General features: G+C 48.6%; 13 protein-coding genes. 8 read left to right on the top strand and 5 right to left on the bottom strand.

Features of this window, described 5'->3' with window-relative positions; translation table 11 throughout:
• The first annotated feature begins 139 nt into the window (after nt 1–139).
• Together cls and PAEAM_RS31115 are read left to right on the top strand one after the other, a co-directional pair.
• On the top strand, nt 140–1,579 hold the full coding sequence (gene cls, locus PAEAM_RS31120; RefSeq protein ID WP_036668941.1) for a cardiolipin synthase: 1,440 nt from the start codon (nt 140–142) through the stop codon (nt 1,577–1,579).
• A gap of 348 nt (nt 1,580–1,927) precedes the next feature.
• Nucleotides 1,928–2,839 (top strand): YitT family protein, encoded by a 912-nt coding sequence (locus tag PAEAM_RS31115; RefSeq protein WP_036668942.1) that lies wholly within the window; start codon nt 1,928–1,930, stop codon nt 2,837–2,839.
• A 55-nt stretch (nt 2,840–2,894) separates the two neighbouring features.
• On the opposite strand, the gene ligD is transcribed toward PAEAM_RS31115, so the two are convergent.
• The 5 genes from ligD to ku form a co-directional block, all read right to left on the bottom strand.
• Nucleotides 2,895–3,785 (bottom strand): non-homologous end-joining DNA ligase, encoded by an 891-nt coding sequence (gene ligD / locus PAEAM_RS31110; RefSeq protein WP_100529986.1) that lies wholly within the window; start codon nt 3,783–3,785, stop codon nt 2,895–2,897.
• A gap of 39 nt (nt 3,786–3,824) precedes the next feature.
• The gene (locus tag PAEAM_RS31105; protein ID WP_100529985.1) at nt 3,825–4,775 is read right to left on the bottom strand and encodes an ATP-dependent DNA ligase; all 951 of its coding nucleotides are present in this window, start codon (nt 4,773–4,775) and stop codon (nt 3,825–3,827) included.
• Nucleotides 4,776–4,812: 37 nt separating this feature from the next.
• Entirely contained in the window at nt 4,813–5,925 is a 1,113-nt protein-coding gene (locus PAEAM_RS31100; RefSeq protein ID WP_165790120.1) for a GerAB/ArcD/ProY family transporter, read from the bottom strand.
• Nucleotides 5,926–6,101: 176 nt separating this feature from the next.
• Nucleotides 6,102–6,971 carry a VOC family protein gene (locus PAEAM_RS31095; RefSeq protein WP_100529983.1) on the bottom strand — a complete coding sequence of 290 codons (870 nt, stop codon included), beginning with the start codon at nt 6,969–6,971 and terminating at the stop codon, nt 6,102–6,104.
• A 316-nt stretch (nt 6,972–7,287) separates the two neighbouring features.
• Nucleotides 7,288–8,202 carry a non-homologous end joining protein Ku gene (ku, locus tag PAEAM_RS31090; RefSeq protein WP_100529982.1) on the bottom strand — a complete coding sequence of 305 codons (915 nt, stop codon included), beginning with the start codon at nt 8,200–8,202 and terminating at the stop codon, nt 7,288–7,290.
• A gap of 256 nt (nt 8,203–8,458) precedes the next feature.
• On the opposite strand from ku, the gene PAEAM_RS31085 reads away from it, so the two are divergent.
• From PAEAM_RS31085 to tsaD, 6 genes are all read left to right on the top strand, one after another.
• Nucleotides 8,459–8,755, top strand: a complete 297-nt coding sequence (locus PAEAM_RS31085; protein ID WP_076209630.1) for a hypothetical protein — start codon at nt 8,459–8,461, stop codon at nt 8,753–8,755.
• A 4-nt stretch (nt 8,756–8,759) separates the two neighbouring features.
• Nucleotides 8,760–8,936, top strand: coding sequence for an H-type small acid-soluble spore protein (locus tag PAEAM_RS31080; protein WP_026081228.1), 177 nt, complete (start codon nt 8,760–8,762; stop codon nt 8,934–8,936).
• A 266-nt stretch (nt 8,937–9,202) separates the two neighbouring features.
• Nucleotides 9,203–9,685, top strand: coding sequence for a tRNA (adenosine(37)-N6)-threonylcarbamoyltransferase complex ATPase subunit type 1 TsaE (gene tsaE, locus PAEAM_RS31075; protein ID WP_076319083.1), 483 nt, complete (start codon nt 9,203–9,205; stop codon nt 9,683–9,685).
• Between the two features lie 2 nt (nt 9,686–9,687).
• Nucleotides 9,688–10,536, top strand: a complete 849-nt coding sequence (tsaB, locus tag PAEAM_RS31070) for a tRNA (adenosine(37)-N6)-threonylcarbamoyltransferase complex dimerization subunit type 1 TsaB (protein WP_036611559.1) — start codon at nt 9,688–9,690, stop codon at nt 10,534–10,536.
• Nucleotides 10,537–10,553: 17 nt separating this feature from the next.
• On the top strand, nt 10,554–11,075 hold the full coding sequence (gene rimI, locus PAEAM_RS31065) for a ribosomal protein S18-alanine N-acetyltransferase (protein WP_036668955.1): 522 nt from the start codon (nt 10,554–10,556) through the stop codon (nt 11,073–11,075).
• Nucleotides 11,072–12,127: a tRNA (adenosine(37)-N6)-threonylcarbamoyltransferase complex transferase subunit TsaD gene (gene tsaD, locus PAEAM_RS31060; RefSeq protein WP_017690086.1), complete on the top strand. Its 1,056-nt coding sequence runs from the start codon at nt 11,072–11,074 to the stop codon at nt 12,125–12,127. The genes rimI and tsaD overlap by 4 nt, the downstream gene beginning before the upstream one ends.
• Nucleotides 12,128–12,520 lie beyond the last annotated feature (393 nt).

Raw genomic sequence — 12,520 nt, 5'->3', positions numbered from 1 at the left:
ATGTAAAGTTTTATCTAAGCAAACGTTACGAATAGGGGGTACATTGGGTATCTATGATTAGCTGTATACATAATCGTCAAAGATGTGTAGGTGAGAGAAAGGCAAGGTCATGAAGCTTGCCACTTGAGGAGGAAGCCGAATGTTCTGGCTGGTCATTATATTACTCGTATTTATTTTCCAGGCAGCCACGATTCTTTTGCTGGAATTTCGTAATCCGGCTAAAGCTGTGGCTTGGCTGTTTATTTTGTTCTGTGTGCCTTTGATCGGTTTTGTAGTGTACTATTTCGTGGCGCAGGATTATAACAAACGAAAAAAACTCCGCAAGGGTGGATCGCGCATCTTCCGTGAAATGAAGGAAACGATCTGGGAACAAGCCCACATCATTGGAGATGTCGAACAGATGCCTGGCGATCGTTTCAGTCACCAGCATCGATTGTTTAACCTGTTATCCCATCTGTCGGAGAGCCCGATTACGGGGTGTAACCACAGTACGGTGCTCACGAATGGTGAAGAGGCATTTGCGGCAATGCTGAGGGAAATGGAAAAAGCGAAGCACCATCTGCATGTGGAATTTTACATTTTCCGTGATGATGTGATCAGCACGAAGTTTCAGGATGTCATGATTCGCAAGGCACAGGAGGGCGTGAAGGTTCGGTTTATATGTGACGGTCTCGGCAGTCACAAGATGAGCTGGAGTTTTATCCGCAAACTGCAGGATGCAGGTGTGGAGTTTCATTATTTTCTACCGCCACTGATTGCCACGATTGACCGAAGAGTCAACTACCGGAATCACCGTAAAATTGTTGTTGTGGATGGACAGGTAGGTTTCGTGGGTGGTATTAATGTAGGCGATGATTATCTTGGACAATATCCAGAGGTGGGTTTCTGGCGGGATACACATGTGCAGATCGAGGGAGATGCCGTGTACTTCCTGCAAAGTACGTTCCTGAACGACTGGAAATTAGCTTCCGGTGAGCGAATTACCGAACCCCAGCTTGCAGAATTATTTCCACCCCATATCTGTAGCGGGGAAGAACGAATTCAGATTCTGGCCAGTGGGCCGGATCAGGACTGGGATGCCATTCAGGAAATGTGTTTTGGGGCCATTTCGGTAGCTTGTGAACGGATATACATTACCACACCTTATTTTATCCCTGATCCTGCCCTGTATGAGGCACTCAAAACAGCTGCTGTCAGTGGCGTTGATGTGAAAATTATCATTCCATATCAATCCGATTCAAAGCTTGTTCATTTGGCATCCCTTTCATATGTAGAGGAACTTCTGCGAGCAGGTGTTGAGTTCTTCCAATATCGCAAAGGTTTTGTACATGCCAAAGTCATGATTGTGGATGAGTTGCTTGCAACGGTAGGCACGGCCAATATGGATATGCGCAGTTTTTTTTGCAATTTTGAGTTGACGGCTGTCCTGTTCGAGTCCTCTCCGATTCGTCGTTTGATCACTGACTTTGAACGTGATCTCGGGGAATGCAGTCAGATCGATGGGGAGGTATTTCAGAAGCGTTCACGACGGCAAAAAGGCGCAGAAATGCTTTCTCGGATGCTTTCTCCGCTTCTTTAGCCGATTTAGGGCAGATTTCTGAAGATAAGTTCACTTTTTGTGAATTTATCTTCTTTTTGCTAAGTATTTTGCGCAAATTTGATCTTTTATGATATAATAGATATATAAATCATGTCTTGGCGAAGGAGGGGAGTCTGCGGGAAAACAGGCTCCCTTTTGCTCTCTATTGAAAGTGCAAACCGGGATGAATAACATTTTGAATCCATTTTATATCGCCTTTAGATGCTTGCGCTGTATAGCCAGGGTACATATAGAACGCAGTTTGCTGTTCTCCATATGTAGATTCACCCTGAGTATTTAAATGATTTATAAAATGGATTCACACACTGATTTAACGGGGGGGATACCATGTCCAATGTAACGGTGAAAGAACTAACAGCCAAGCAAGCTGACCGCGGGGTCAAAAGCTCGGTGTTTACATTAAAGCTGCTGCAACGTATTGTGATGATTCTGATCGGTGCTGCACTAATGGCTGTATCGCTTGAAGTGTTTCTCGTACCGAATGGTGTTATTGATGGTGGGATTACGGGGATTTCAATTATGGTGTCAGAACTTACACATCTGCCACTCGGAGTATTCCTGACCTTGCTTAACTTGCCTTTCCTGATTCTTGGTTACAAGCAGATTGGTAAAACATTTGCGTTATCCACACTGCTGGGGATCGTGGTCATGTCCATCGGGACATCATTATTGCACCATGTGCCTGCATTAACACCAGGGGAGCCTTTGCTCGGAGCTGTATTTGGCGGATTGATCCTGGGTGTGGGTGTTGGACTTGTCATTCGGTCTGGCGGTTCACTGGATGGTACGGAGATTGTGGCGATCTTGCTTAGTGAGAAGTCACCTTTGTCTGTAGGACAGATCGTATTGTTCATTAACGTGTTTATTTTTGCAGGTGCAGGATTTGTATTCGGCTGGCCGAATGCCCTGTATTCCATGATTGCATATTATATTGCGATGAAGATGATTGATATTGTGAATGAAGGACTTGACCAGTCCAAATCGGTCTGGATCATTAGTGAGAAATATCGTGATATCGGTTCAGCCCTGACAGACCGTCTTGGTCGTGGTGTAACTTTCCTGGATGGAGAGGGTGGATTCAGCGGGGACGAGAAAAAGATCATTTTTGTCGTGATTACCCGTTTGGAAGAAGCGAAGCTGAAGACCATCGTTGAAGATTGGGACCCGCAAGCCTTTGTGGCTATCGGTAACATTCATGACGTGAAGGGCGGACGTTTCAAGAAAAAAGGTATCCATTAGCGATTGATATATACATGAATGATAATAGCCGACACCCTTGTGATGAGGGAGTCGGCTATTTTTTCTTCAAATGTTTGAGAATGAGCTCTACCGGTTGGGGTTCTACAGCTGCGATTAAATCACCGGTTTGGTTCAAGCGTTCAATAATGTTCATCAGATGATAATCCTGGATGGAGACGTTTCTTCGAACCTCATCCCAGGTAAGGGGTGTAGAGACAGTGGCGCCAGATTTGGCACGTGGTGTATAGGGAGCGGCAAGGGTCTTGCCTCCATAATGCTGGAGATAGTCAAAATAAATGCGGTCTCCACGGTCCTTTTTGAGTCGTTCCAGTGTGAACAGATCCGGGTGCTTCTGAGTGACATATTTGCCTACAAAATAACCAACCTCTCTCAATTCATCAAAGGTTACCCCCTGCACAATGGGAACGATGATCTGAACTCCTGTTGCGCCCGAAGTTTTGGGAATGGACCTCAGACCAAGGGAAGTCAGGGTTTCGCCAACGATGAGTGCAGCTTGCATGATCCGGGGTTCATGTTCCTGAGAGGGGTCCAGATCAATCATCCATTCACTGGGCAGATGGCTTCCCACAGTATGCAGAGAAGGATGAAATTCAAGTGCAGCCAGATTACCAAGCCATAACAATTCGGGAAGTCCATTCATGACCACATAGCGGATGCCGTCGTGAACTTCAGTGTGCACATAATCTGGTACAGGCTCAGGGGCATTCTTTTGATAGAAAAATGTTCCTCCAGCGCCGTGGGGATATCTTATCGTGGTGAGAAGTCGATTGCTCGTATACGTGAGCAGATAAGGAGCCAGAGCGGCCAGCTTTTGCAGATAGATGGCTTTGGTGACACCCGCATCAGGCCACAACAGCTTGTCCGGGTTGGTGACCGTCAGCTCAGTGCCGTCTATTATTATGGTTCCTTGGATCTTGGGGGCCATATGGAACACCTCCTATACGTGTAATCAATCTTGGACTGCTCATTGAAGAAGCTGGTTCGCCAGACAATCCTCACGGGTTACATCCGCGAAGGTTTGAATACTGGGGTGGCGTAGAGTGTTATGATGAGTCAACTCCATATATTGCACTTTGACTCCTATTCGCGGTTCCACCCAGGTGGTCTCTGCACTGCGCTCGGGTACATTATGGAACGGTCTGTCCTGCCTGATCAGAGGTTCGACTTGATGTGTGAGTTCCCGCCACGTATTGGAGTTCAGCTTGCCAGTCCCGACATGACCAATATAGACAAAATCAGGCCCATCATATACACCGACCGCGACGGCATTCACAATACCGCTCCGGTACGTGACTCCCCCGATCATGGCATATACGTCATGCATGATTTTGACCTTCTGCCAGCGCTGGTCTTTGCCCTGTATGCCATAACTGCTGGTGAGATCTTTGCAGACAATGCCTTCCATCTGATGTTGTCTCATGACCGTAAGCAGGGAAGCGGCATCAAGTGTATTGGTGACCTCCTGAACATGGGGAACGGTGTTAAGGACCTCGTGCAACAGGCGCTGTCGATCTGCCAAAGGCTGATCCGTCACCCATTTCCCCTCATAGAACAGGATATCAAATACCATATATGTGACCGGAATCTGATGTATGGCTTGGGTGATACCTTCGGGTCTGCTCATCCGATCCCGCCGCAGAACGTGATAAAACGAAGGTTTTCCGGTGTCCGGGTCCAGCGCAATAACTTCTCCATCCAAGATATAAGAGGAGCCTGAACATAGATTGCGTGGTGTTACCAGCTCGGGATACTGTGCGGTTCGATCATGTAATCTGCGATTCACCAGGCGCAGCTCATGCCCGTCCTCATAGGCAAGCATGCGGACTCCATCCCACTTGACTTGGGCAATCCATTGCGGCCCTGTGGGCAAAGTATCTCTGGATATGGGTTCGAACGGAATCAACGGTTTGAACATGGGGAACTCCTCTCTCGTATCAACCAATTAGCGCAGGTTAATTCGGAATTTTACTATATTTTTGAAAGCGGGACTTCATATGATGCACCAGAATGAGCAGTAACGGGAGTGCTACGCCACAGGTCAGATCCCAATCAATCCAATAGGGAATAACGACCTTGAGATAAAAGGTCTCGTTCGGAGAGATTAGAATAGACATGGCGAGAATAAGCATGGCACCCGGCAGGATCAGAGAACGGTGACTGGACAAGCGAAACAGGTGAGCGACGCCCAGGACAAAACCGTAGAAGAACAGAGCGGCTTTGAAGAAAACAGCAATAATCCAGACCGATGCTATGAAGGCTTCGATGCGTTGCATAAAGTTTCCGATATTGATCTTCTGTGAAAGGTTGAAAGAAGCGAACCAGTGATGCTGGGTCATCCATGGTCCCATAACGAGCAGACACATACTCAGCGTCAGTGTGAGTAACAATCCGCCAATCATCCCTGCTAACAGAATGTCCTTCTCCAGATGGGGCTCCTTTTTCGTGTAGGGAAAGAGCATCATGAAAATGCACAGCTCGCAATAAGGATACGTGAGTACAGCGACAAACCCTTTGAGTGGATCAAGAAAGCCTTGTGCCAGCACAGGTTGGATGTTGGCCAAACGTACATGGGGGATTAGACACACCGTCAGAATAAGCAGAAACAACACGATCAGAGGAAGAAAGACCTCAGCAGTTTTACCAATGCTCTCCAGACCCGACAGAAGCCCCCAGACAAGCGCACACATAAAAACCAAATGCAGAATCAGTAATGGAGATTCCGGCAAGATCTGGGTAGACATAAAATCGCCAATCTCCCTAATGAACGTTGAGGTACTGATCAGGAAATAAAAGAGATAAAAAGAGCCAAACAAGGTCCCGATCCAGGGTCCCAGTGTTCGAAGGGCATTTTGAATCAGATTCAACCGGGGATGCAGTTTGTAGGCAACAAGCATAATGAAGAGTATGCCAAGGCCCCCTGCGACACCCAACAAGGCTGATAACCAGGCATCCTGATGAGCGTAGGATGTGATCATGGAAGGGAAGACCAGAATCTGCTCCCCAATTGTGCACAGGAACATGAGTGAAGCGAGCTGTCTAACAGTCAAACGTCCCTTTTCGATCATGAGGTATCTCCTTAACATATCTTGTCTATGTATTGGTTAGAATGCACCAATTGTGCCAGTTTTATAAAAGCCAACTCAAAAAGCCCGGGTAACTGATCTCTCTGTGATGTAGAGAAATCAGTTACCCGGGCTTATTAAATGAGGTTAAGCAAACATATTGTAACGCCTAAACAAATTCAGTCCGCAGTTGTCAGACGTATACGAATATTCTGTGGGTCTACCGTAAACCAGGTACCCTCTACTTGTGTAACGACTGCACCGGATTGACGCAATTGTTCAAGTGCCTGATCCAATTGTTCGTTTGTGGCGTACACAATGGTGAAGTAGTCAATTCCTGTAGCGTTATCTGGATTGAAGGGTGCATTCACTCCTGCCCAGATATTAAGTCCCAGATGATGATGATAACCGCCTGCGGATACAAATAGTGCTGACATGTTGGCGAAGTTACCCACGATATCAAAACCGAGTATACCGGTGTAATAGTTGCGGGCTTCTTCCAGGCTGCGGACGTGGAAATGTACATGACCAATAACGGTGCCAGCAGGCAGACCTTGCCAAGGTTCATTCTCCGAGATGGCAAACAAGCTTTCTACATCAACAGGATCACTTGCCATTACGTAGTTATTGTCGCTATCCCGTTTCCACGTATCACGTGCACGGTCCGCATAGATCTCAATCCCGTTCTGATCGGGATCGGAGATATAGAAAGCTTCGCTGACCAAGTGATCGCCTTGGCCGATATCGATACCGGATGCAGCCAGATTACGAAGAGCAAGACCCAGGGACTTGCGGTCAGGCAGCAGGATGGCGAAATGATACAAGCCAGCGTGTGAGCGTTCCGGCAGGGTAATTCCATCCGTGAGCTCTTCCAATCGCAGCAGGGACTGTTTTCCGTCGGCTGTCAACGTGGCCACTTTGCCACTACGCTCCAGCAATTTTAATCCAACCACATCGGTATAGAACTTAATTGAACGGTCTAGGTTCATAATTCGGAGACTCACTTCACCCAGATGGGTTGTGGCAGGGATTTGATATGTTGTATTCATGATTGTTTCCTCCTGATCATAGATAATATGGGTTCTCGTTTGATTGTGTATATGCGTTGAAAACGGATTATTAAATTGCATACTGTTGAAGCAGAATTACAGCGTGACTGTATATTCATAAATAAGTTACTTTTCATAAGTTAATATAAAATATAAATCAGCTTTCGTCAATCGTATTTTGCAATTATAGCTGGAGTTTTATTGACTAGAATTGCTTCTATAGTTCTGTAAAACAAAAAAATCCGACTGTAAAGCCGGACTTGAGTTGAACGCATTACACATGCATATAACGGAATCGGTCTTGCCTTAGCGACATTCAAACTTTTGGTTTGGGTGTTGCCTTTTTTCTTTTGGGTGGTGCAGCAGGTGCATCGGATTCTCCTCCGGCAACCGCTTGAGCAGGCGTTTTTCGCGGTGCGCGTTTCTTAGGCTTGGCCGTTGTTGTCCCAGGGTCAGCCGGAATAGGCTTCACGGCCTCGATACTTGCCTGCAAGGCAGCCATTAAATCCATCACATTGGCTTCAGGCTTGGCTGGAGCAATCTTGATTTCTTCGCCTGCCACTTTGTGCTGGATGAGGTCCAGCAGTTTGCTGCGATAGTCATCGGTATATTTACCGGGTTCAAAAGGTGTGGACAATTGATCAATCAGCAACTTTGCCATCGTGAGTTCCTTTTCATTCACGTTCTGCACTTCCGGCAAGTTGGGCACCTGGGAGACAGGACGAATCTCGTCCGGATAGAAAATCGTCTCCATGGAGAGGCAATCTTCCAGCACACGTATGGCAGCTAGACTGCTTTTCGAGCGGATGGAGATTTTGGCGATGCCAATTTTGCCGGTATCCCGCATGGCGTTCATCAACAGTTGGTAGGCATTTCCACCCGCCTGATCGGGCGATAGGTAATATGTTTTCTGGAAATAGATCGGATCAATCTCAGTCAAGTCGACAAAATCCAGTATGGTAATGGTTTTACTGGTGGAATCATTTAACGCTTCCAATTCATCTTTCTCGAAGAGAACAAACTTTCCTTTTTCATATTCATAACCTTTGGTGATCTCTTCCCACTTCACGTCCACTTCACAGGAGGGACATTGACGAACATAAGCGAGCGGGCTGCCGCAGACTTTATGGATATAGCGCATCGAGATGTCTTTGTCTTCGGTAGCCGAAAACATTTTGACAGGGACATGCACAAGCCCAAAACTGATTGCGCCTTTCCAGACGGTATGCATAGATCGGCTCCTTTCAAAAGGTTGTTCAAAAATTTCCGCTTTTGATTACGAATCACCGGACTTTTTGAACACGGATTTATATTTAATAGTATGGGCATCTGGCGCGAGGGATAATCGTCTTGTAGACGAACGAATTCGTATGGTTCGGCGAGACTCGGGGATGATAACAGAAACATGCTTCGGATTCCAACAGGAAGATGAGCATGGGATAAGTAAAGTAGTTATTCTCGCAGCACATATGCCGGGAGGTGCAATATTGAAGAACAGACGTGATGAGGAAGAAGCTCACAAGCATGCATTTTCTCCGTATCCTCTTGCCAAAGCGGAAAGTGCTGAAGAATTCTATACACCTGCTACAGCTGTAAACTGGGAAGCGGTCACTTCGGAAGAATTGCCCCTTGATCGGGAGTCGTTCATGCTCGACATTGACCGGATGGTGAATGAAGGGTTAGGCGGGGGACAGGTTACGGAAGATAACGGTTATATTGGTGAAAGTACAACAGATAGCATGGTTCGAGAATCACATGATGATCCGGAAGGGGAGTATGAATAAGATGATGGATGCAAAGCGCGCCAAAGCGATCTATGATTCGAAGGATACCATTGCCGTTACGCTGGAGGGAGATCCAGTCTGGATCGAGAATGTGGATGAAGCCAATGGTATGGCAACCGTTCAGGTTGGCAGCAGACCGGGAAATACCCAGACGGTTCGTGTGGATCGCTTGGAGGAGTAGATACAAGTAGCATATCGTTATAGAGGAATTAGAGAATGAATAAACGCAGAAATATATGCATAACACGGCCGGTACCGAGAGGTGCCGGTTTTTGGTTTTTCCTAATAGGAGTCTGAAACTTCGAAGGAAGCAAGTTTTGAGACACGTCTAATAATGCATGTTATATTTCCGCTTGCCTCCTTGGATGTTGCGGGGGAAGAAAGGGACCGATATAATAAGGTTCAAAGTGAACTCAGGCGGCTGGACCGCCAAAGGTGGGGCGAATATTGAATCAGACGCACGAGCAGTGGGTGTATCAATCCCATGGCATTGCAGATACAGAAGCACTCGCTTCCGCACTCGCCAGACAGGCAAACGCCGGCATGGTGATTGCTTTGGATGGTGATCTGGGCGCGGGAAAAACGGCATTTTCACAGAAATTTGCCTGGCATTTGGGTGTACGTGATGTGGTAAGCAGTCCCACATTCACACTAATTAAGGAGTACGAAGGGCGTTTGCCTTTATATCACATGGATGTATATCGCATATCGCTGGAAGAAGCGGATGAGCTTGGACTTGATGAATATTTCTATGGAGCCGGAGTCAGTCTGGTGGAGTGGTCGAGTATCATTCCCGAATTGCTGCCGCAAGAGCATTTGCATGTGCAGATTGACACAACGGGCCTGGAAGATCGAACGATTACGCTGGATGGGTACGGCGAGACTTATGCAGCCATGTGCCGACAGTTCAGACAGAATGGAGTCAAATGATGATGGAAGATTTACAAAAAGAGCCGCGTCAGCGGTTTTTGGCGTTGGATACATCCACCGCAGTGATGGCAGCTGCGATGATGGAAGATCATGCGCTTCTGGAAGAACGCAATGAACGGGCTGAGCGTAACCATTCGGTACACGTCGTACCGGTGATGGAGCAGCTGCTCGCCGCCAGCAACACACAGCCTGGCCAACTTGACGGCATTGCCGTTGGCGTTGGCCCAGGCTCGTACACGGGCATCCGCATTGCGGTGACCGCGGCGAAGACACTGGCCTGGGCGTGGGACATCCCCGTAGCCGGGGTGTCCAGCCTTCAGGCCATCGCCTGGGGCGGCTGGCACAGCGGCCTTGCCGCCAAGGCGGAAGCTGCGGCAGAGGATGCCGCAGCAGGGGCTGGCGGAACGCCATCCGCGGACCAGGGCAGCACAGGTGCTGCCCCTGTCCACTGGATCGTTCCGCTTGTGGATGCACGGCGCGGTCAAGCGTGCACCGCGCTGTTTGCCTCCGCCGGGAGCGATGCGCCCCGGCGTCTGGCGCCTGATGCCATCCGCAAGATGGACGGATGGCTGGAAGCTCTCGCCGCGCGCATGGCGGAGGCGGCGCCGGAAGAGCGGCCCGTAGCCGTCTGGATCGTCGGCGAGACGGGCCCTCATGCTGCGGCAGCGGCGGAGCTTCGCTGCCCCGCAGGAACGGCGCTCCAGCTCGTACCTTATGAGCTGGAAGGCCGCTGGGTTGGGCGCCTTGGCGCCGCCGCGCTGCTTGCAGGTCAGCGTGATGACGTGCATGCGCTGGTGCCAAACTACACCCAGTTGTCTGAAGCGGAAGCCAATCTGCTGCGCAAAGGCTGAAGGGGGAGGGGAAGCAGATGGACAATGTGGCGAATAATAAGCAGGAAGCAACGCTTCAGTTCAGGTTCATGACACTCGCGGATATTCCCGATGTGATGGAGATTGAACATGAGGCCTTTACCCTGCCCTGGACGGAAGAAGCATTTCAAAATGAATTGACACACAATCATTTTGCTAAATATATGGTGATGGAATTAGAAGGAAAAGCCATCGGCTATGCAGGTATGTGGACAATCATGGATGAAGCCCATATTACCAATATTGCAGTCAGAGGCGCGTACCGTGGACGCAAGCTTGGCGAAAAGTTACTGGATGAATTAATGAGCACAGCGGCTTATCTCGGGATGGAACGAATGACGCTGGAGGTCAGAGTCTCGAACAGCATTGCTCAGCGTTTATATCAGAAAAAAGGGTTTGAATCGGCGGGTCTTCGTAAAGGGTATTACTCCGATAATGGGGAAGATGCGATGATTATGTGGGCGAACTTGCCGTCTGCAGGCCGGAGCGGCGAAGAGGAAGGAAGCGTACTGGATTCATGAACGAACTTAATGAAAAAATAAATTCTGCACCATCCTATATTTTAGCGGTGGAGACAAGCTGTGATGAAACATCGGTAGCAGTAGTCAAAGATGGACGGGAAGTGCTGTCCAATCTGATCTCAAGTCAGATCGAGACCCATAAGGCATTTGGTGGTGTTGTACCTGAAGTGGCTTCACGCAAACACGTTGAAGTCATTACGTTGATGCTGGAACAGGCGATCGAACAGTCCGGCATTCGTCCACGTGATCTAAGTGCTATCGCCGTGACGCAAGGTCCGGGGCTGGTCGGAGCACTACTGGTGGGTATCGTTGCGGCCAAAACGATGGCGATGGCACTGGGCAAACCGCTCATTGGCACACATCATATTGCGGGGCATATCTATGCCAACCGACTTACTCATGAACTGCAATATCCAGCGATGGCACTGGTTGTATCTGGTGGACATACAGAACTCGTGCATATGGAATCCGAGGGTAAGTTCAAACTGATTGGTCGTACACGTGATGATGCCGTAGGCGAAGCGTATGACAAAGTAGCACGGGCACTGGGTTGTCCTTATCCGGGAGGCCCGCATGTGGACCGGATGGCGTCTGAAGCGGAGGATGTAGTGCCATTACCACGGGTATGGCTGGAAGCAGGTTCGTACGATTTCAGTCTCAGTGGTCTGAAGTCTGCTGTACTGAATGTGCTAAACCAAGCCAAAATGCGCGGAGAAACCTTGGAGCCGTCTGCGGTTGCACGTGGTTTCCAGGAAGCTGTTGTTGAAGTGTTGGTTGAGAAGGCCGTTAGAGCAGTTCGTGAGTATGGTTCACGTCAACTGTTATTATGCGGTGGTGTTGCAGCTAACCGGGGGTTACGCTCGGCATTACAGGAGCGATGCACGAAGGAAGGGCTTGAACTGTTAATCCCGCCAATGGAATATTGTACAGATAATGCGGCCATGATTGGAGCGGCTGCGTATCTGAAATGGCAGCGGGGAGAAATTGCTGAATTTGATGCGAAGGCAGATCCGGGACTTTCCCTTGAGGAATGGTCCGTTCAGTCCGTATAGGCAGGCAGTTTGAGATTAAGAGTTGACAGCAGGGATGTAAAGAATGTATATTTAGTTACAAATTTAAACAGGAATTCAGATTCCTGAACTGATAAACGCGATGAACAGGAATAGTAAGGTCATTCCCGGTCTTAGAGAGCTGCGGTATGGTGCAACGCAGTCGAAGGAAACCTGAAACTCACCTGGAAGCGGAACGATGGAACACGGTGACTCCCTGGGAGAATCCGAAGGCCGATCATGGCCCAAAGTACATGGTTACGGGTTGCCTCCGTGAATGGGCCGTTGTCGGTAGGACCGTTATTACAAGGATCAACTGACGATAACTGAGGGGGCTTTCAGGCTGCTTCAAGTGATCCGGATATGCGAAAGCATTCAGGGGTTGTCTTGAATGAA

It is taken from the genome of Paenibacillus sp. GM1FR (assembly GCF_002803315.1).
Taxonomy (GTDB): Bacteria; Bacillota; Bacilli; order Paenibacillales; family Paenibacillaceae; genus Paenibacillus; species Paenibacillus amylolyticus.
Note: the sequence above shows the minus strand (reverse complement) of the source record. Positions and strands in the feature narration are given on the sequence as shown.

Bases quoted from the DNA above. Each gene is read 5' to 3' on its own strand.
- cls (WP_036668941.1), top strand. From the start codon at position 140: ATGTTCTGGCTGGTCATTATATTACTCGTATTTATTTTCCAGGCAGCC.
- PAEAM_RS31115 (WP_036668942.1), top strand. From the start codon at position 1,928: ATGTCCAATGTAACGGTGAAAGAACTAACAGCCAAGCAAGCTGACCGC.
- ligD (WP_100529986.1), bottom strand. From the start codon at position 3,785: ATGGCCCCCAAGATCCAAGGAACCATAATAATAGACGGCACTGAGCTG.
- PAEAM_RS31105 (WP_100529985.1), bottom strand. From the start codon at position 4,775: ATGTTCAAACCGTTGATTCCGTTCGAACCCATATCCAGAGATACTTTG.
- PAEAM_RS31100 (WP_165790120.1), bottom strand. From the start codon at position 5,925: ATGATCGAAAAGGGACGTTTGACTGTTAGACAGCTCGCTTCACTCATG.
- PAEAM_RS31095 (WP_100529983.1), bottom strand. From the start codon at position 6,971: ATGAATACAACATATCAAATCCCTGCCACAACCCATCTGGGTGAAGTG.
- ku (WP_100529982.1), bottom strand. From the start codon at position 8,202: ATGCATACCGTCTGGAAAGGCGCAATCAGTTTTGGGCTTGTGCATGTC.
- PAEAM_RS31080 (WP_026081228.1), top strand. From the start codon at position 8,760: ATGGATGCAAAGCGCGCCAAAGCGATCTATGATTCGAAGGATACCATT.
- tsaB (WP_036611559.1), top strand. From the start codon at position 9,688: ATGGAAGATTTACAAAAAGAGCCGCGTCAGCGGTTTTTGGCGTTGGAT.
- rimI (WP_036668955.1), top strand. From the start codon at position 10,554: ATGGACAATGTGGCGAATAATAAGCAGGAAGCAACGCTTCAGTTCAGG.
- tsaD (WP_017690086.1), top strand. From the start codon at position 11,072: ATGAACGAACTTAATGAAAAAATAAATTCTGCACCATCCTATATTTTA.